This window comes from Mesorhizobium sp. WSM4816 (assembly GCF_055811535.1).
On record NZ_JBVVQR010000004.1, the window covers coordinates 85,378 to 105,453 of the forward strand.

Sequence of the window (20,076 nt, forward strand, 5' to 3'; positions counted from 1 at the left end):
AAAATACACTACTGGCCCAGTCCGCTATCTCCGCCTTGGTTTTCACGCGATCTGGAGCCCCTTCACTGAACGCGTCGACCAGCGGAATAGGTTCAACTGCGGCCACGAACACTCCGGACAACGACAGAGCTGGTTGGCCGGGAATGTCGGCCTAGAGAAGCAATCGAGCCGGGAGGTCTGCCATTGCGTAAAATCCGTGAATTTGAAGACGTCACGCGTTCCAATCGGCGCGGCCACCACGCTCCACCCACCGCACCGTGCCAGGGGTCATATAGACCAACGCGCCGCGGCTCGCGCCGGTTGTTCTCAAGTAGTCCTCGAGTTGGCCCGCGTGAATTCCCATGTCCTCCTCCGACGGCGTGATATCACTTTTCCAATCAAGAACGACCGAGGCGCGGCCATCGTCCATAGCGACAGCGTCGATCCGGCCGGCAAGCGCTGTGGGCTCACTCGCATCGGCGAGCAGAGCGTAGATCGGCCATTCTGGAACGAGACGCGGTCGCAGGGCGGCGATCTGCGGGAGATGCAGAGTTCGCCAAGCGGTCGAGGCGATTTCCCCGACTTCGGGAAGACCGGCCTCGTCTTCGCGATCGACCACCAGCTCTGCAATAAGCTCCCGGGCGCGACTGGCGAACCCGTCAAGGTCTTCAGCAAGTTCGCCGGTCAGGACCTCCTCCATGAGCTTGTGCAGGACAAGGCCCCGGACACGTCCTGCGCCGATCGGCAGTTCCGTCTCCGGAGCGTCGCCGGAGTCCATCGCGATCGCCTCGATAATAGGAACGCGATCGGGATCCTGGTTGCTCGGCCGAAGCCACGTGAGCGGGACGGCGGCAGCGGCGATGGCTGCGCGCTCTGTCTCGAAGATGTCCCGCGTCTGTCCGTTTGGCAGATCGGCCGCGGCAAGACGCGGTGCCCGATCGAAATGCGATAGGTCTAGCAGCGGGAGGTCATGGTGCGCCAGGTCGACGATCCGCGCCCAGGACCTTTGCTCCGCCTGCGGCAGCTCCGGGACTACGAGGAGCTCCCGAGCGCGAGTGCATACGACATACCAAAGGCGCTCGCGTTCACGGGCAAGGCTTTCATCATCGGACGCGAGCGCCAGCAGAAGATCGGGCGGGACGACGTCGCCGATGACCCAGTGCAGCGTGTTATCGGACGCGCGATGCACGAACGGCTCGCGCGAGCGGAGCAAGGTGGCGGTGTTGACCGGAATCACCACCGGCCATTCCAGCCCCTTCGCGCTGTGGATGGTGATGATCTCGATGGCGTCGCCTTCGGCATCAACCCGGCCCTCGTTGGACGGAACCCCCTGACTCCAATCCCTGGTGATGTCACGGACGAAGCGCTTGAGACCGGTGACGCCATAAGGCCGCGCCCGTTCGAGAAAGGCTTCTACGTTCGCAGCCGCGCGGGCGCTGCGGTCACCTTCGCGCGCGGCAAGAATCGGTCGAACGGCCAGTTGCTCGGCTGCTTCGGCGAGCAGCAGCGCTGGTGTCGTCGCTCTCGATTTCCATCTCAGGTCTTGCAGGATCGAAAGTGTCCGACGCGCAATCGGATGCGTGACGTCGCTCAGCTCGGTCAACAACGAGAATCGCGGAACCGAGTGCAGACGATCGGGATTTTGGGGCAAGGCCGCGGTGATATCGAGAAGCTCTTCCTCGGTCAGCCCGACAAGCGGGCCTCGCAACAGCGCGCCGAAAGCCAGAGTGTCGCCGGCGTCGGCGAGCACGCGAGCCAGGGCGAGCATATCCTGCACCTCCTGACGTCGGAACAGGCCCTTGCCCGCCTGGGAAGCGATTGGCAGGCCGCGTTGTTCCAGCGCGCGTTCATAGCGCCAGAGTTCGGTGCCTGTCGGCGCAAGCAGGGCTATGCCGCCGGGACGGAGCGGAGCCATCGCGCCGTCTTCGTCGCGAACGTGCAGATTGCCGATGAGCCGCATGCAGAGTTCAGCGACGGCTTCTGCCTCGGCATCGCGGATGTGCTCTGACCGCGAATTGGGCGGCACGTCGACGGTGATCCTGGCCGCACACGGAAGGTCATGGGTGGGGGGATCGATGGTCGCCGTGAGCGCCACATAGCCAGGTTGCCCGACGCCAGAAAGTGGCGTCTCGAAACAGCGGTTGACATGGGTAAGGATGTCCGGTCGGGAGCGGAAATTTGCGGTGATCTGGATGATGTTGTCCGGCCACCGCCGTTCGATTGCGGCACGCGCCTGCGCATAAGATCCGACATCGGCGCCGCGGAACCGGTAAATGGCCTGTTTCGGATCGCCGACCATGAAGAGCGCCCCGGGCCTCAAGACGCTTTCCTGCCACTGCGGCGCGCGGTCTTCAGCCGCGATCAGGAACAGGATTTCGGACTGAATGGGATCGGTGTCTTGGAACTCGTCGACGAAGATATGCCGGTAGTGGGTTCCGAGAGCGCGCCGCACGGCATCATTATCGCGGACCAGGGTCCGCGCCCGCTCCAGAAGATCGTCGAAATCGAGGACGGCCGCGGCGCGCTTGAAGGCGGCGTAGTCATCAAGCACCTCGTCGAGTTCGGCGGAGAGGCTTGCGACAAGTGCCGTGGCGATGCGGCCGAGCACCACTCGGTAGCAGTGGTCGACCCGGTCGAAGTGTTGGCCGCATTCCTCGTTGAGCTGGCTGCCCAGATCCTTCCCGGCGGCCTTTTCCCAGGCCGATTTCCGTCTTGGCCTGATTAGATCGAACGTGTTCTTCCGCATGCAGGAAAGTCGAATCGGATGGGCGAGCGCCCAGAGCCGGGAAAAATCGGGCGGCGTCTCAAAGCTGCCGGCGTAAAAGTTTGCCAGCGTCTCGAGCTCGCCCACCAACTCGAGCGTTTTGGGCTCGACGGGTTGAGCGACTATCCAGCGCCGGAAATCCGCGACCGCTTCGACCAGGTCGATGTCCGGGCGGCCGGTGAGGTCGGCAGGCAGCGCCTGCGCATCACGATGCTTGAGACGAAAGCGCGCCAGTTCCTGAAGGGTGGAGACAACGCGGCGGGGGTCTTGGCGCGACAAGACTGCGATCGGATTGTTTGGGCGCTCCGGACTGTTGAGTCGCCGTCTGAGCCATTGCTCGAATATGGAGTCAAACGCAGCGGTGGCCTGGACCGCATCGAGCATCTGCGCGCCTGGATCAATATCAGCCTCGACCGCGTAGCTTGAGATGATGGTCTGGCAGAATGCGTGGATCGTTGCGGTCGTAAGTTCGTCGAGTTTGGCAGCGGCGGCTGACATTGCGTGCCGCTGAGCCGCGTCGAGGCCATTGGGCAGGGCTTCCCGCAATGGGGCCGGCACGCGTTCGGCCAGAAGTTCGTTGACGTAGCGATGGACGCGCACCGACAGCTCGCTGGCCGCCAGCTCAGTAAAAGTGATGGCCGCGATCTGACCGGGTCGGACGCCGCGCGCAAGCAGCATTGTCACGCGCCCCGCCATCAGGGCGGTCTTGCCGGTGCCAGCCGCCGCTTCGACGAGCAATGTCGAGTCAAGATCGGTCAGTGCCCGCCGGCGCGCGGACCTGTCTGCCAGTTGGATCATCGGCAACTCCAGACGCGCGCAAAATCGTCGAAGGCGCGGCTCAGCGCCGACTGTTTGATCTGAAAGTACGCTGTCGACGATGCCGGAAGCGCCAGCCGGAAGTCGTTCCAGTTCTCGCGCGCGTCCGGGCCGGGTAAGGCCCTGCCCTGCCGCAAAAGGACGCCGGCCGCCGTCACATGGTCTGCGATTTCCGCGATGGCCTGATCGACGTCGGGCAAATTGTAGACCCGAGGCTCGCCGCCGCCGAGGTAGATGAGGCGGGCGACGACGCGCGGATTGTCCGGCAGGAGTTGGCGCGCCGCCAGCGCATAGATGACCCGCTGGAGCTCGGCGCCGCCCCCGAGCACGATCTGATCGGCCCTCTTTGGCTCTGCACCCGTCTTGTAATCGGAGACGCGAACGGCGTTTCCTGTGGCGGTGATATCGAGCCGGTCGATGCTGCCCTTGACCCGAACCCTGGTTCCGGTGATTTCAACCGGCGCGGTCGGATCCCAAGGAAGATCGCCCGTCGTTGCAACTGCCTCGTCGGCACGGCCGAACGCCAGCTCGGTCCAGCTCCGGGTGCCCGGCTGAAACGTCTCATCAAGCGTCAAGGCTTTGAGCGCCAGTTGGGCAGCAGCGTCCACGGTGTGCCGCCACAGCAGCAACGGCGGCACGGATCGCTTTAGCGGCCACTCTGCACTGACCGTCGTCGCCGCCTCTGTCAGAGCGGCCTCGATCTCGTGCCGTGCGGCGCGGGAATAGCCCGGCCTTGGCTCGAGCGTATCGACAGTCCGCTTGAGGAGCTCATGCACGAGATCGCCATAGGCACGCGCATCGAGTGTCAGCGGCTGATCGTCTTCTGCCACCGACCGCCAGCCCAATGCATAGCGCCACACGAAGGCGAGCGGATAGCGGAGCATGAGACGCAGCGATGTCGCGGACTGAATCGCATCGATGGCGCGTGCGATGACTGGATGATCGGCCCTCGTCCGTCCATCATGGGCGGTGATCGCAGGATTTCGCCAGTCGCGCCAGCACGCGTCAGCCGCCGCCAGCGCCGGCGAGTTCGCGGCCTCATCCGGTCGGGCGAGCAGACGGTCGGCCTCGCTGAACGCGTGGTTCGGGATTCGTGCCCGCTTAAGCCCTTGAACACGGGCTCCTTGCGGCACGAGCGGACTGGCCGCGAGGAGGCCGCCCTGGGCGTTCCGGCGGCTTCTCGACAGGATACAGCCACCGGATGCCTCAGCAGTGATTACCTGGAACGCACGTCGGTCCTGCGCGGTGACAGGATCGGGATCGAGTATGCTACGGGACAAAACATGGCTTGGGATCAGCGGATCTTCCGCAGCGCGGCGCGGCCATGAGCGTGTGGTCATTCCAAGCAGACGAACCCATTGGCGAGGTGCCGCGGCGAGATGACTCGCCGGGCACCACACGGCACAGGCGCCAGGATCGCGGCCGTCGGGCAAGCGAAGCTCCTGCAATGAGAATTTCAGCGCCTCGGCAGGCGCCCGCCGCAGTGCCTCACTCCAAAGCACGCGAGCGGAGGTTCCCAGCAACATAGTGCCAGCCTGCTCGGCCGCGGCCGGGCCGTTGGCCAGCATTTCGAGAACGGTCGTCAGCATCGGCCTCGGATCAATGCCGTCAGATCGAACACGGCTCGCCTCGTCCAACGCCCGAAGCCATTGATCGAGTTCGAAGAGCGCGGCACCGGGTTGCACTCCAAGCGACCAATTCAGCGGCAAGTCTTGCAAGGCGCCTCTTCGGCCTGCGGCGTGACTGAAGAGCCGGTGCAGGCGATCTTGGCTGAGGCCGTTCAGCAGAACGTCGGCAAGTGCTCCGCAGGCCTGGCCTTCGCGCGAAGCAAGGCCCGGCACCCCGTGCGAGAAATGCAGCGGCAGATCGGCGTCCGCTGCCAGGGCGAGAAAGTGCTCGTCCCATTCCCCGGTTGAGGTGGCGCAAATCGCAATTTCTTCGGGTCTCGCCCGACCGGATGCGATGAGCTCGCGCATCCAGCGTAGCGCTTCCAGCACTTCAGCAGCGGGATTGGCGCAGGACACCATCTCCATGGCGACAGCTGTTGAGGGCTGGTCAATAGTGATCTCGCCCGGGAACCAGCTGACGTCCGTGGCGCCGGGACTGTGCCAGGAGAGAGGCACCGTCTGATTTAGAGCCTGAAGCAGAGGGTGCCAGACCGGGGCGACGCTGACGACGCGGTCAACCTCCACTGACCCTAGCACGGCCGCAGCATGGCCGAGGCGCTTTAGCGCGGCGTTGCGAAGGTCACGTGTCGTCAGCACGCCTCTGGGTAGGTTTGCGCGGACGCGCTGCTCGATCTCGGCAATATCCGCCAGTCGGGCGCTGCGATCGTCGCTTATCGACAGCGAAAGGTCGGCCTGCCAGATTTTGGCGAGCGTCTTTGCGACGGCACGAATCATACCTGGGAGCTGCCGGATACTTTCTAACTCGGAAAACCCTCCGGCTTCGAGTGCAGCCCGGATGGCTGGATCAAGGTCCTCGGATCGGGCGGGTTGCGTAAAGCCGCCGGCCAAGCGGGCAGCCAATTGCGGCATAGTGAGGATTTGCACGCCGGTTTCGCCGCGGCGCGCAGCCGCGATCCGGCGCATCCGGAAGGCGAGAGGGCCGTCGACGACGACAGTCCGGCGTTTCATAGACTGTCCCGAAGTTGCATATCGGCGGCTAAATCTCAGCTCGTTGTTTGTTCCAAGATATGACTACAACCGAAGGACAACAGCCAGCGGCATATTTGGTGAATGGTAGGCAGGCTACTTGATCTGCACTTCACTGCCGTCGCTCTCCCTCCCGATGGGGCGGCACATTGTTTTTCTTCAACTGGTGAGCAGCAGATGAGTCCCTTGGGCGTGAGCTTTCCCTTACGATACATAGACCCGCAACCATTGCCTGTATAGGATAGCTTAGTTAGAGAACGCTTCGGGGGGGAGCGCACATGACAAATTCTGGAAGTCACCAGCTCGTATCGGTCGAAGACATTGAGCTCGACCGCTCCAATCCACGCATTCGCAAGTTCCTGGAAATGTACGGCGATCAGCCGACGCCAGAGCAGATTTTCTTGGCCCTGGGTGCTGGAACCGACGACGACGGCGGCGCGTCAACGAGCACGACATTCGAGAAGCTCAAGCAATCGATTCTCACGAACGGTGGCATCATCCAGCCGATCATCCTGAATCAGCGCTCCGACGGCTCGCTCGTTTGCGTCGAGGGCAACACTCGTGTCGCCCTGTACAAGAGTTTTCTCCAGGACGGCGTGAAAGGCCAGTGGACCAAAATTCCCGCGCTCGTCCACGACCAGATTGATGAGATCGCCGTCCACGCAATCAGGCTGCAAGTCCACCTCGTCGGGCCGCGGCCGTGGGATCCTTATTCCAAGGCCAAGTATCTTTATGAACTCCGGACACAGGTTCACTTGCCGTTTGCCACTATCGTTGATTTTTGCGGCGGGCGGCAATCCGAAGTGACGGAGCACATCAACGCGTACACGGACATGGAGAAGTACTACCGACCGCTCGTCAACGATGACGGCAGTTTCGATACCACCCGCTTCAGCGGCTTCGTCGAACTCCAGAAAACTGGCGTGAAACAAGCCATCTCGGCGGCCGGTTACGATCTGAGTGACTTCGCAGGGTGGATACATGAAAACAAGCTCTTTCCGTTGCAGAAGGTCCGCGTACTGCCGCGAATCTTGCGCAATCAAAAAGCCCGCGAGATTTTTCTGAAACATGGTGCTCGCCAAGCCGAGGCTGTCCTCGAGAAGCCTGACCTAAACAAGACGCTCCTGGAGGCGGACCTCGGGCAGCTCGCGCGAGCACTCATTACCAAAATTGCTGCACTGCCCTGGGCCGATAGCCAAAGGCTGAAGGGTGATCCCAACGGCGAGGCATCGCGGGCCCTGGTCGAGGCAGAGGCTGAGCTGTCGCAGCTCGTCGTGTCATTAGGATTGAATACCTGAAATGGCAGAGTCTGCCACGCATGCGCGTTTGGTCCGGGCGATCCTCAGCTACCTCGAACTTGAATTTGGTCCAATCGGCGACCTCAGTGTCCGCGATGACTCGGTGTCGCCACTACGCTGCGAACGCCCGCCTCGCGTAGGGGGCTTCGTTCCAGACGTCTACGCGACCGACGTGCCAACCACCATCACCATCATTGGCGAGGCCAAGACCATTAGTGACCTGGAAAGGGAACGTTCGCGCGCACAGATAGGTGCCTTCCTGGCCCACCTTGCTCACATGCAAAACGGCGTTTTCGTGCTCAGTGTTCCTTTGGTTGCCGGGGCCACTGCTCGACGCATGGTCGCGTCCGCTCAACATTCACTTCCCCGTTCGGCGACGAGGATTGTCATCCTCGACGGCATGATTGGCTGAGTAGAAGAGGCCGGCCCAGTGGTGCTGATTGTTCAACGTGCTCCAAACCTCACTGCAAAGCTTGCGGCTTTCCCTCACCAGGTAGAAGCGCTTGAGGCCATTAAGGATTTTGAGTATGCGGCCATCTTTCACGAGCAGGGGCTCGGAAAGACCAAAATTGGCCTCGACCTCGTGCTCTCGTGGCTTAAGCGCGACGAGGTCGACTCGGTGCTGATCGTGACGAAGAAAGGCCTCGTCGAAAATTGGCGCAGCGAGATTGCTGCACATAGCCACGTAACGCCGCGCGTTCTTGGGCAGGACCGCAGCGCAAACTTTTACGCCTTCAATAGTCCAGCGCGTATCTATCTGACTCACTACGAGGCTGTTCAGTCGGAGCGACGGCGCTTATCACTATTCCAGAAAACTCGGCGTGTGGCAGTGCTGCTCGACGAGGCGCACAAAATCAAGAACCCCGAATCTGGAGTTGCCAAGGCTCTCCTGGACCTGGCCCCAGGTTTCTCGCGTCGGGTTATCATGACGGGCACGCCGATCGCCAACAGGCCCTACGACCTTTGGGCGCAGATTCGCTTTCTCGATGGGGGTCATGCGCTCGGCGATGAATTTGCCCCTTTCCGTCGCTCTCTCGACCTGTCCAATGACTTTGGTCACGATGCAAAAGGGGCAGCTCAGTTCGCAGACGCGCTCGAAGCAGTGTTCTCGAAGATAAAATCGTTTTCCATCCGCGAAACCAAAAAAACCGCTGGCCTTGCGCTTCCAGAAAAGCACATCGAAAATATCATCGTCGACTTAGAGCCTAGGCAGGCCGAAATCTACGCTCAGTTTCGGGAAGAACTCGCCGCAATCGTCGTGCGCGGTGGCCGGGCAATTCTTGACGACGCGGAGGGACTTCTTAAGCGTCTGTTGCGCCTCGTGCAGGTCGCCTCCAACCCGGCAATGGTTGATCAGTCCTATCACGCCGTGCCGGGCAAATTGCCTGCCCTAGAGAACCTCCTGTATGAGGCCTTCGATGCTGGCGAAAAGGCGATCGTATGGACGTCATTTATCGAGAATGCGGAGACCCTCGCGAGACACCTGGAGCACGCGGGAGCTACGCACGTGCATGGCGGGCTAACAATGCCGGTGCGCGAGGCCGCGCTCGCCGCGTTCAAGACTGATCCCGACTGCCGTGTGCTGGTTGCGACCCCGGGCGCTGCAAAGGAAGGCCTGACACTCACCGTTGCCAATCATGCGATTTTCTACGACCGCTCATTCAGCCTCGACGATTACCTGCAAGCGCAGGACCGCATCCACCGCATCTCACAGGACCGGCCCTGTTATGTGCGGAACCTCGTCGCCCGCCAGACAGTCGACGAATGGGTCGATGCCCTCCTCGCCGCCAAACATCTCGCCGCCCAACTCGGTGAGGGCGACATCACTCGAGCTGACTACGATCAACGCGCCGACTACGCCTTCGGCGAAATGGTGCGCGACGTGCTGCACCTCAACGGGGAGGATGGGCGATGAACGCTGCGCGGGCAAAGGTAGCAGCTTCGGATCGGGGCGAGACGCTGCTGATTCGCGGTGTGGAGGTGCCGGTCACCACCACAACAATCGAGCAGTCGCGTCTCAGCTTCTTCGTCGAAAATCCGCGAGTCTACTCGATCCTGCGCGCGGACGGAGTCGAACCGAGCCAAGCTGAGATTGAGCGGAAGCTGCTCGATATGGACCACGTGAAGGCGCTGATCCAGGACATCAAGCGAGACGGAGGGCTGACCGATCCCATAGTAGTGCGGGCCGGAAGCCTGGAGGTTCTAGAGGGCAACAGTCGGCTCGCGGCGTACCGAGCTTTAGGTCGACTGAATCCGATCAAGTGGGCACGCATGAAATGCCGAGTTCTGCCTCAGGATATCGACGAGAGCCTGATCTTCGCATTGCTCGGCCAGTATCACATCAAAGGCAAGAAGGATTGGGCACCGTTCGAGCAGGCTGGTTTCCTCTATCGACGTTCGAAGGCGCATGACATAGAATCGGACCAATTAGCGCTTGAGATCGGGCTTTCGAAACGCAAAATCGAGCACCTCATCACAACTTACCAATTCATGCTCGATCACGGCGAAGCAGATACCGCTCGGTGGAGCTATTATGACGAGTACTTGAAATCCTCAACCATCAAAAAGGTAAGACTGAAGGTAAGTGGGTTTGACGGTCTCATCGTCACGAAGATCAAATCCGGGGAGATAGCACGTGCGGTCGATGTCCGCGATCGCCTTCCGGTCATCTGCGACGCGCCGAAAGCGCTGCAGAAGTTCGTCAGTAGATCCTACGGTTTTGAGGATGCCCATGAGCATGCCGTCGAGGCTGGCGCAGACAGCGCTCCCTACAGAAGGCTCGCGAAGTTCCGCCAGTGGCTTGCCAAGCCGGAGGTGGAGGCTGCGCTCGGGCGGGCTCAAGGCGAGACGCGCAAGAAGATTGTCTTCGAGATCGACAAGCTAGCAGGCCGCGTGGAGGCTATCCGCGGCAAACTGCGGTCCAGGACCTGAGCAGAATCCGGCAGCCAAAGTAGTCACGGGCGAAATACGAATGCGCCTTGACCTGCAGTGTCACGCTTGCCAAAGTGCAGTCTCAGACTGCACTTTCTTGCGGAGTGATCAACCTGTCGGAACCGATCGTCATCACCTGCCTTCGTGGGCGCTCTGCCCATCGGCCGGTTCTGCTGGGCTTCGCCCCGGCCGATCTCCTATATCGGCTAAGCTTCCCGGACATTCTGGACGAGGATAGCGGTCGCGGGTACCAGCGTCCTTTCAACGAGCGGCATAGCCAGGATTTTCGGCGGTACATCAAGGAACCAAACAGCTCGACGATTCCTCTGACGCTGAACCTACGACCCTCGACTAAAAAAGACTGGACACTGGTCGAACAGCCAGGTGGCGGCGTGCGACTCGAAATCGCCGCGAACGCCGACAAGATCATGGCCCAAGTCGATTGCCAGCATCGCCTTGGGCACCTGAGCGATCTGCCGATTCCGTTGCCATTCATGTGCTTTATCGGCCTCTCGGAGCGAGAGGAGATGGAGATCTTCAGCGTCATCAACGGAAAGGCTAAGGGGCTCAGCACTAGTCTACTGGACTATCACGCGGCGCAGCTCGCTGAAGAGCTTGCAGAAGAGCGACCGGAATTGTTCATCGCACTGCAGCTCAACAGCACGGAGGGCTCACCATGGCAGCGACGACTCAACCTCGGCGGTAAGACGACGGCAGGCCTCAAGCGGATCGTGTCACTGCGCATGATGCAGCAGGCAATCCATGAATTTTTGAAAGCGACGCAGATCCTCTACTCGCAATCAACTGATGATACCGTCCGGGTTGTACTCGATTTCTGGCAAGCAGTAGTGATGGCATTGCCCAAGGAATGGGCCGATGCCCGTCATCACATGCTCACAAAGGGGATCGGTGTATACGCCTTGATGCGAATCGCCGCTGACATCTTCATAGAGTGTCGCGACAGCGGGCGGATTTGCGACAAGCGGGCATTCACCACTGCCTTGACCGACTTCGTCGGTGGGATCGACTGGTCAACCACGGGTCCACTCAAGGGTTTCGGCGGACAGGGCGGCGTTAAGGCCGCCGTCGAATTCATCCGTGATGCCCGCAAACGCGCTCGATACAAGGTGGTAAATGGCTAACAAGAACATCCTTCTGATCGAGCCCGGCTACAAGAATAAGTACCCGCCGCTCGGTCTGATGAAAATTGCCCAATATCACGGTCCGCGCGGCAAGCGGGATCGCGTCCGTTTCATCAAGGGTGAGGATCGCTCAGTTCTCGCCCATGCCTGGGACCGGATCTACATCACCACGCTGTTTTCTTTTGAGTATCCAAAGATCGCGCAAACGATCGACTTCGCGCTGGAAGTGGCGAACGGTCACGCCGACAAGATTTTTGTCGGCGGCATCGCCGCCTCGCTAATGCACGGAAGGTTTCTGGGAGAACGCCGCTGGCATGGCATACGGTTCATCAAGGGACTTTTGTCAGATCCGCCTGCCGTAGCGCTCGGGTTGGATGAGTTCTCCGAAGAGCTCTACGCCGATGACCATCAGGGGCGACCAATCGAGGATCTCGTTCCGGACTACGACATCCTTTCACAGGTCGACTACAAATATCCAGTCCACGACGCATATTTCGCCTACACGTCACGTGGCTGCATTCGAAAATGCCATTTCTGCGGCGTGCCAAAGCTGGAGGGCGCTCAGCGAGACACTGAGTCTCTGACTTCACTCGTCCGCGCGATTGACGAGCACTACGGTCCCAAAAAGGACTTGCTCTTGATGGACAACAACGTGGTGGCGTCCCCGCGTTTCAAGGACATCATTGCAGAGATCCGCGATCTCGGATTCACTCCGGGTGCAAAACTTCAGCGCGAAGGCATGCGCGTCCCCGTGCAGCGTCGAGTAGACTTCAACCAAGGCGTTGACGCACGCATCCTGTGCAAGGATCCGATGTTCCTGCGCGAGCTGGCGACGATCTGCCTCAAACCGCTGCGCATCGCGTTCGATCATCTCGGGGTTAGGAAGCCCTATGAGCAGGCAGTCCGCTACGCGGCCGAGTTCGGCCTAACCGAGCTTTCGAACTACATGCTTTACAACTTCCATGATGGGCCGGCTGACCTTTTCGAACGGATGCGTTTGAACGTAGCGCTTAACGAGGAGCTGGGTGTCCGAATCTGGTCATTTCCGATGCGCTACCAGCCGACCGACCGGCCAAACCGCGGCCACATTGGCGAAAAATGGTCACGCTACCAGCTCCGCTCTATGCAAATCATCTTGCAGGCGACACACGGCATCGTGAGCGGCGAGCCGACGTTTTTCAAACGGGCTTTTGGCGATACGTACGAAGAATATCAACGCATTCTCCTTATGCCGCACGATTTCATTTTCAATCGGGATTGGTCCGAGCGGTTTGACCCCGAGGAGCGGCTGGGCGAGTTTCGAGCGGAATTCGCCGCCCTCGACTCATACGAGCGGGCTGAACTCATAGAACTTCTGTCGTCTTGCGATCCCCGTGAGTTCGCTCTCCTCGCCGAACGAGCGACGACAACGGCATTGAAGCGGGTGCTTCGCTTCTACATCCCGCTGCCGAAGGAGGAGCTTTTTGCTATCTGGGCTAAGCAGAAGGAGCTGACCCGCGGCGAGACGACGGCCGATATGGGGCTCGCCGAGGACGAACGGGTCGAAGACGCCGGGCTCGAATATGAAGAGGAACCACCTCAGCCGCCGAACACACAGGCGAAGGCTCGAGAAAGGATCCCTGCATGACCACCATAAGTACAGCGAAGGTGAATCGCCGAAGTGAGAACGAGCTGAGTTTGGGCGAAGATAAGGTGACGATGGACGATATCGTGATCGGAAACGACGTGCTCGAACTGGTATCGAGCGCGATGTACGTCGATCCTATGACGGTCTACCGCGAGTATGTACAGAACGCCGCTGATGCCGTGGAACTCGCCCGACAGCAGGGCGCCTTGCGCAACGACGAGCCTGGGCGCGTCGATATCGCAATCGACCCTGCCACCCGAACCGTCCGGATCACTGACAATGGCAGCGGTGTCGCCTGGCCGGAATTCGCGCGTAAGCTGACAGCCCTTGGTGGGAGCGCGAAGCGGGGCACACCCGCGCGCGGCTTCCGTGGCGTAGGGCGCCTAGCCGGCCTCGGCTACGTGCAGGAACTTGTGTTCCGCTCTCGTGTCGCCGGAGAAGCGTTGGTATCTGAGTTGCGATGGGATTGTCGGCAACTGAAAGCGGCGCTCCGCAGCGCCGAAGCCGATAGCAGTGTCGCTGATCTTATTCAGAGCGTCGTCAGCTTGGGACGGGTTCAAGCTGGCGAATACCCGACCCGCTTCTTCGAGGTCGAGCTTAAGGGTGTTGTTCGCCTGCGAAGCGACCGTCTCATGAGCCCTACGGTGATCGCTGAGTATCTAGGCCAGGTGGCACCAGTACCCTTCGCGCCAGAATTCACGTTTGGCGAGAAGATTACCGCCGCGCTCCAAGGCTTAGTTAATCTGGGTGAGCTCGAAATACGTATCGACGGTATCGACGATCCTGTTTATCGACCACACCGGGACCGGTTCGTTCTCGACGAAAAGCAGAGCATCACCTTCGAGGGCCTAGAGGTGACCGAAGTCCCAGGCATCGACGGTGAGGTGGCAGCAGTCGCCTGGGTGCTGCATCACGACTACGAGGGTGCGATCCCCACCGGAATGCTAGTCAAGGGTCTGCGTCTTCGATCAGGAAATGTGCAGGTCGGCGATCATGCGCTCCTTGAAGAACTCTACCCCGAGCCACGGTTCAACGCGTGGTCCGTGGGCGAAGTGCATGTGATTGACAGGAGGATCGTGCCGAACGGTCGACGCGACCATTTCGAGCAAAACGCGCACTATCATAACCTGCTCAATCATCTGACTCCAACTGCTCGCAACATTGCCCGGCGGTGTCGCACAAGCTCGATCCGGCGCAAATGGCTGCGTGAGTTCGAACTTCACAGGGAGGCGGCGGCCGAGTCGATCGGCGTCATAGCGCAAGGCAGCGTCGGACGCTCCGAGCGACAGCGTCTGGCTCTATCCGTGGAACAGGCTGTGCTCAAGATGAGCAAGATATCCGGAATGGATCTGTTCGTCTCGGAAGGGATGGAGGCGGCGCAGGCTGTCATCGCGGAGCTGAAAATCGAGCTCGGCCGTGTAATGAACGACGAGGTCGAAATCTCTTCGCCTCTGATGCGCCTTCCCGAACCGCAACGAAGAACATATGAAGAATTTTTTGAACTTGTATATCAGTGCTCGGCAAACCGCGTCGCGGCGAAAGCCTTGATCGATAGGATTCTCATGCGGCTTACATGAGGAGTGTCGCCGGGGAGTGATAGGATCCAAGTACACGCTAGGCGGTCTCGTCGTGAGCCTGAAGGCGCCGAGTTCGTGGTTGCCCAGTTTGAAACGGCCAGCGCTCAAGCGGCGGTTGGGCCCTCAATTTGGCCAGATTCTCTCAGGGCAAACGAGTGATCGAGCGATAATATTTGTGGGGGATGAGTGGCAGAAAATCGTTTCAAGAACCGCTTGGCCGAAAGTCTCTCTGGACCGCGTGTATACTCGACAGATTTCCACCCAAGGAGTCTCGAAGGCGAGCGTACCGCAGAACATGACGCCCTGACGATCAGAAGTCTCAAGGTCAAGCTCCTCACGAAAGGAGTGGTCACAATCAACGGTGGCCACCTGTTGCATCCTGCAGCGATATCTCTCCTGCGACAGCATGAGGCGCTTCTTACGCAAGAACTGGTTCTGCCCGCCATCCGTGAAGACAAAGGTAGTTTCGAGGCCTATGTGCCTGACTATGAGGAATACTACCGGCAATGGGGCTGGTCGGAAAAGGAAATTGCCGCAGCGGTAGACTTTGTTGACCAAAGGGTGACTACGATACTCCCTTGGCGCGTCGAGCAGGCTCAGGATCAATACAGGGCGCGCTTAATCAATGGCCTCGAGGCACCAAAGGCTGCAGTAAGGAAAAGCCTAATCGGCCAAGGGTACAAGGATGCGAGCCTCGAGCAATTGGTCGACAGCATCAGCAAGGCCGACTTGTCTGAGGATAAAGCCATAGACCACCTCTTGGCCGCCCAGCCCTTGAATGTTCGGCCGATCCTCTCAAAATTTGCCAATGCTTGCTATCACGTCGTCGGAACGAACGTCGTGAACTGTGAGACGGGCTTGGATATCTCAGCCTTGGCGTATCACAAGCTGGGGGACATTTCAGGTGCAGAAGTCTATGAGCAACAAGATCTGCTGTCGGACACAAACATATTTTTGCGATGTTGCTTCGAAATTGCCATGCAGGCGATAAACGAGAGGGCTTTCCCAGCTACCGTCATCGACTCTATTCCCATCGACACGATCGCCAAAATCCGACTCAAACTGCAGGAGCAAGGCTTTCAGGATGCATACGATGAGGTACTTCGCACCTTCACGGACCGCATAGGGGGCTCGTCTGATCTCTCGACTCTGGAAGAGTGGGACCCGGAGCGGACCGTCGGACTGGTTAATGCCCTAGGCGGCCAGTTTCGCACATATTTCGAGGAAGAGGTGCCTGGATACCGAAAGGCGATCCAAGAGCGCCGCGAGGAGGCGGCAATCAAAGCCGGGGCGGAAACAGTGAAGGCAATTGGCGGCTTGCTTCCCGGAGTAGGGACTTTGATATCCATTGTGGATCTTGGCGCAGCGGGGTTGGGCGCTGCGACTGCGGCAAGTGACGCAATCAGTTATCGCGATCACGCAGTAGCCGATTCGGCTGCCCATAGAGAGCGTGACAAAAAGGTTGAAAAGGCACTTGAGGTTCTCAATCCATCAAACCACGCCAAAATTCTAACGGCGCTTCGTCAGTTGCGGGAGATATCTGCGGAGCTACAACGCCCCAATTAGGCATGCCGAGCTGCGAGTGTTGCTGACGAAATTTTATCATAGGCCGATAACGCTGAACGATCATTGTGGCCACACACGGTGTTTTTCCACAGGGGGAAGGGGGAGAATGCGTATTTACGTCGACACTTTCGAGGTCGCTTCGGAGGCGGCGGTTCTCAGTCGGTTTGAGACCGAAGATAGCGTTGCACGGATGTTCGCGGACGCTGCCGCTGACTCATCGAGACGAATTTAGGAATGCTGTTCCCCGATGTCAGCCCGTCCCGAGAGGAGGTGTTCGCGGCCTTGGCCGACGCTCTTGTGGGCGAGAGGACTCGCATTTATCTGGACGCCAGTCTGCTGATCCATACATACGAAATTAGCCTGGCCGCGCGCGACGAGTTGTTCGACGCCTTGGACGGATTCGGCGACCGCGTTAGGGTACCCATCTGGGCTGCGCGCGAGACATGGGATTTCATGCGCGGACGCATCTCGCGTCGGCCGCTCGAGGGGCCAGCAAGCCGCCTGCGCAAGGACTTGGATCGCTTTCGCGCAGAAGCGTTGCGGTACGTCGACGACGATACGGTCAACGACTTGAGCAAGGAAGATTATCAGAACCAGCTTGACGCCGCGCTCAAAGCGGTTCGCGACCTTTCGAACCGCGTGGCGAATTACGAACCCAAAGCGGATGTCACTACCGCGCGATTGATGCCGTTCATTGAGGAACGCCGGCTTAACTCGGACCTTATCCCAATTCTGGAGATGGTCGGTAAGACGGCCCAAGTCCGGGCAACCCATAACGTTCCCCCTGGATTCGGCGACAATCCGGGCACGGTTGAGGGCGAGCCAAGTGAGGACCGCCCCGTTTCTAAGCCCAAGGGCAAGCAGAAGAACCCAAATGGCGATCTCATCATATGGCTGGAGGCTCTTGCCGACTGCAGGATGACGGAAGCGGATCAACTAGTGGTCATCACTCGCGACACAAATAAGGGGGACTGGACTTATAAACCCGACAAAATAAAGGACGAGCAAGGCCGACCGCAACCAAACGCCGGGTTGGTGACGTTACCTTCACCGCTCCTAGTTCTTGAGGCGCTCCGTGACTGTCCAAAACTGAGCGGAGTGCACATCGTTTCACTGGAGATGCTAGCGCACGTTCTACAGCGGAATCTACGCATTCAGGTGCCAAGCTTAGCGGCGGCACTGCAATCGCAGGCTAGGGAGTCTGCCCCACATACGATTACCGCCGCTGAAAGCGAGATTCCGGCGAAAGCCGAAATAGAGGTCGCGGCCGAGCCGACCTTCGACTCTGCGGACATGATCTACGACTACCCCCAAAGTGACGATATCGACGGATTGTTGCAAACCCTAAGTTTGGAAGGCTGGGACGTGCAGAACGAGGCTGTCCGACAGATGGAGCCCCTACTGCGACGCGCCAACCGCGACCAGCTCGTGCAGATTGGTCGGGGACTAGTCGGAGCCGCCAATGACGGTGCCCTTGAACCCATTGAGTTGCTGGAACGGGTCTTCACTGACAGTGCTTTTAGCATCCCAATCCGCTCAAACATGCTCATCGGCATTCTGGCGGAGATCTTCGTGGCCGAGTACGGCGATCCGAAGAAGCCCATCGCACAGCCTGGGCTAATCGCGCTGATCTACGCACACGAGAATGACAAGGAACTTGCCGGTGCCTATGCATCGGTGCTCAGCCGGCTGGAACCCCAGCGCCGCACGTACCTTGGCCTGCCAACAGACCATGCTGATCCCATACCGCTGGAGGTCATTCTGGAGGGAAAGCGGCTGCGTGCCATGCAGGCCTTCGGAACATCGCTCCTCGAGGAAGATGCGCCGCCTTCGCGAGCTCTTCGCAGGTCCGGGCATGAGACCACGATAAGCACGGCCGATCTGATGGCGGAAATCTCGCGGGAGTTTGTGGTGCCCGCTTCGGTCCTGAGACCAGACATTATTCTGACTTCCCAACTGCAGATCCCCGAAAACATGGGCTATGTGCAATGGGGGCCTAACACCGGGGCTAACCTGCGATGAAAGCACAAAAAAAGGCCCTACCAGTCGCTCCTGAGGCGGATCCGATTCAGGTTGGCTCCTACTTTCTGGAGACGCTGACGACGGGAATGTACGAAAACCCGTTCCACTGCATACGCGAGTACGTGCAGAACGGCTATGATGCTATCAACGACGCAGTTCGTTTAGGGGTCCTGAGGCACGGCGAAGGGCGAGTGCTAATTAGCATCGGCGGCACGGCAAGGAACACCTCGCTTTCAGTGCGTGACAACGGTATCGGCATCCCGGCAACACGGGCCTACACAACGCTGGTATCTCTCGGATGGAGTTATAAGATACCCACTCAGCATGCCGGTTTTCGCGGCATAGGCCGTCTAGCCGGCATCGCCTACTGTACGACCCTGCGGTTCAAAACCAAACATAAGGGTGAAGATCAGGGCACCATCGTGGAGTACGATTGTGGACGCATCCGGGGCTTCCTCAAGCCAGGGGCGGAGCCGCAGGATGTTCGAAATGTCGTCCGCTCGTCGGTGAAGCACCGGCCATTCGATGAGGCATCTGACGAGCACTACACCGAAGTAGAAATGGTTGGGTTGACCAGCCTTGGATTGGAGTTTGTCGACGTCGACAAGCTGCATCCGTACCTTCGACAGGTCTGTCCAGTCGATTACGCCGACAGTTTCGATTACGCAGACCGAGTCCGCGCACTAGCGGCGGGCTATGGTGATACAATTGGGATTATCGACGTGGAAACGCGGCTAAAGCGCGAACGGGTTCCAATCCATAAGCCCTACAAGAACAGCGCAGCTGTCGGCGGTACGAAAAAGGCCAGCACGTCGACCCTTCATGACATCGAAACCTTCACCTCAAAGGAACTCGGTTGGTACGGCTGGATAGGCAAGTCGAATTTCGCCGGCGAAATCACAGATGACACCGTCGCGGGCGTGCGCTTCCGAATGAAGAATATCCAAATCGGTGACTCACTACTCATCGAGGAATTGGCCGAAGAGCTTACTACATCAGGGACCGAACGCAGACTCCAGCGGTGGGCTGTAGGCGAAGTTTTCATAACAAACACACAGGTCGTTCCGAACGCTCGCCGCGACGGCTTCGAAGACAATCAGGCATGGCGAGAAATCCGCAAAGACATCAAGCAGAAGGTGGCCAAGCGGGTTGTAAGACTGATCCGCTCGGCCTCAGATGCACGTTCGATCCTAAAGAAGGCCGCAGGCGCCTGTTCGGAACTTTCGCTCGCGATCAGCAGACAGAACGTCACGTCAGCTGAAAAGTCGAGGATCGAAGGTCTCGTTAGGCGGCAGATTGACATCTTGGGCTCTGACAAGGTGTTGACCGGCGCTGATCCAAAGGAGGTCAGCAGCCTTTTGTCAAAGTTCAAGGAGCTTCAGGAACAACTCGTCAAGGTACGTGCGGATCCGCCGCCGCCATCACCGCCAACACCGCCGCCTCAGGATGGCAAGGGGAATTTCAGCGCCGGCGGTGGCGAACCGCAAGGCGAACAGGAGGAACCCAGAATTTTGGACGTGGTGCTCGAAGTTCTCATCGAGGAGCTAGGCGAGGAGGAGGCTGAACGCCTGATCACGCTGATTGAAGTACGTTTAGCAGGCTAGCCAACGTACTGGCTGTAGTTGTGCACGTCATCAAACCGCAACACGCCACAATCGTCTGGCCAGCCCGTGTCGACACTGCCCAGAATGAGAGCCTCA

At 59.4% G+C, this 20,076-nt stretch carries 12 protein-coding genes; 10 read left to right on the forward strand and 2 right to left on the reverse strand.

Annotated features, from left to right (window positions below; translation table 11 throughout):
* Window positions 1-211 precede the first annotated feature (211 nt).
* Window positions 212-3,541, reverse strand: a complete 3,330-nt coding sequence (locus AC0L3H_RS06665; protein ID WP_473584918.1) for a UvrD-helicase domain-containing protein — start codon at window positions 3,539-3,541, stop codon at window positions 212-214.
* Entirely contained in the window at window positions 3,538-6,150 is a 2,613-nt protein-coding gene (locus tag AC0L3H_RS06670; protein ID WP_473584919.1) for a PD-(D/E)XK nuclease family protein, read from the reverse strand. The genes AC0L3H_RS06665 and AC0L3H_RS06670 overlap by 4 nt, the downstream gene beginning before the upstream one ends.
* A gap of 341 nt (window positions 6,151-6,491) precedes the next feature.
* Here AC0L3H_RS06670 and AC0L3H_RS06675 point away from each other — a divergent pair, with 341 nt between their 5' ends.
* From AC0L3H_RS06675 to AC0L3H_RS06720, 10 genes are all read left to right on the forward strand, one after another.
* The gene (locus AC0L3H_RS06675) at window positions 6,492-7,511 is read left to right on the forward strand and encodes a hypothetical protein (RefSeq protein ID WP_473584920.1); all 1,020 of its coding nucleotides are present in this window, start codon (window positions 6,492-6,494) and stop codon (window positions 7,509-7,511) included.
* 1 nt (window position 7,512) lies between these two features.
* The gene (locus AC0L3H_RS06680) at window positions 7,513-7,923 is read left to right on the forward strand and encodes a hypothetical protein (RefSeq protein ID WP_473584921.1); all 411 of its coding nucleotides are present in this window, start codon (window positions 7,513-7,515) and stop codon (window positions 7,921-7,923) included.
* Between the two features lie 18 nt (window positions 7,924-7,941).
* Window positions 7,942-9,426: a DEAD/DEAH box helicase gene (locus AC0L3H_RS06685; RefSeq protein ID WP_473584922.1), complete on the forward strand. Its 1,485-nt coding sequence runs from the start codon at window positions 7,942-7,944 to the stop codon at window positions 9,424-9,426.
* Entirely contained in the window at window positions 9,423-10,442 is a 1,020-nt protein-coding gene (locus AC0L3H_RS06690) for a hypothetical protein (RefSeq protein WP_473584923.1), read from the forward strand. The genes AC0L3H_RS06685 and AC0L3H_RS06690 overlap by 4 nt, the downstream gene beginning before the upstream one ends.
* A gap of 47 nt (window positions 10,443-10,489) precedes the next feature.
* Entirely contained in the window at window positions 10,490-11,584 is a 1,095-nt protein-coding gene (locus AC0L3H_RS06695; protein WP_473584924.1) for a DGQHR domain-containing protein, read from the forward strand.
* Entirely contained in the window at window positions 11,577-13,211 is a 1,635-nt protein-coding gene (locus tag AC0L3H_RS06700) for a radical SAM protein (protein ID WP_473584925.1), read from the forward strand. Before AC0L3H_RS06695 ends, AC0L3H_RS06700 begins: the two co-directional genes overlap by 8 nt.
* Window positions 13,208-14,788: an ATP-binding protein gene (locus tag AC0L3H_RS06705; RefSeq protein WP_473584926.1), complete on the forward strand. Its 1,581-nt coding sequence runs from the start codon at window positions 13,208-13,210 to the stop codon at window positions 14,786-14,788. Before AC0L3H_RS06700 ends, AC0L3H_RS06705 begins: the two co-directional genes overlap by 4 nt.
* A gap of 186 nt (window positions 14,789-14,974) precedes the next feature.
* A complete protein-coding gene (locus AC0L3H_RS06710) occupies window positions 14,975-16,354 on the forward strand; it encodes a hypothetical protein (RefSeq protein ID WP_473584927.1) in 1,380 nt (459 codons plus the stop codon).
* Window positions 16,355-16,588: 234 nt separating this feature from the next.
* Entirely contained in the window at window positions 16,589-18,376 is a 1,788-nt protein-coding gene (locus AC0L3H_RS06715; protein WP_473584928.1) for a PIN-like domain-containing protein, read from the forward strand.
* Entirely contained in the window at window positions 18,373-19,980 is a 1,608-nt protein-coding gene (locus AC0L3H_RS06720) for an ATP-binding protein (protein WP_473584929.1), read from the forward strand. The genes AC0L3H_RS06715 and AC0L3H_RS06720 overlap by 4 nt, the downstream gene beginning before the upstream one ends.
* The last annotated feature ends 96 nt before the right edge of the window (window positions 19,981-20,076 follow it).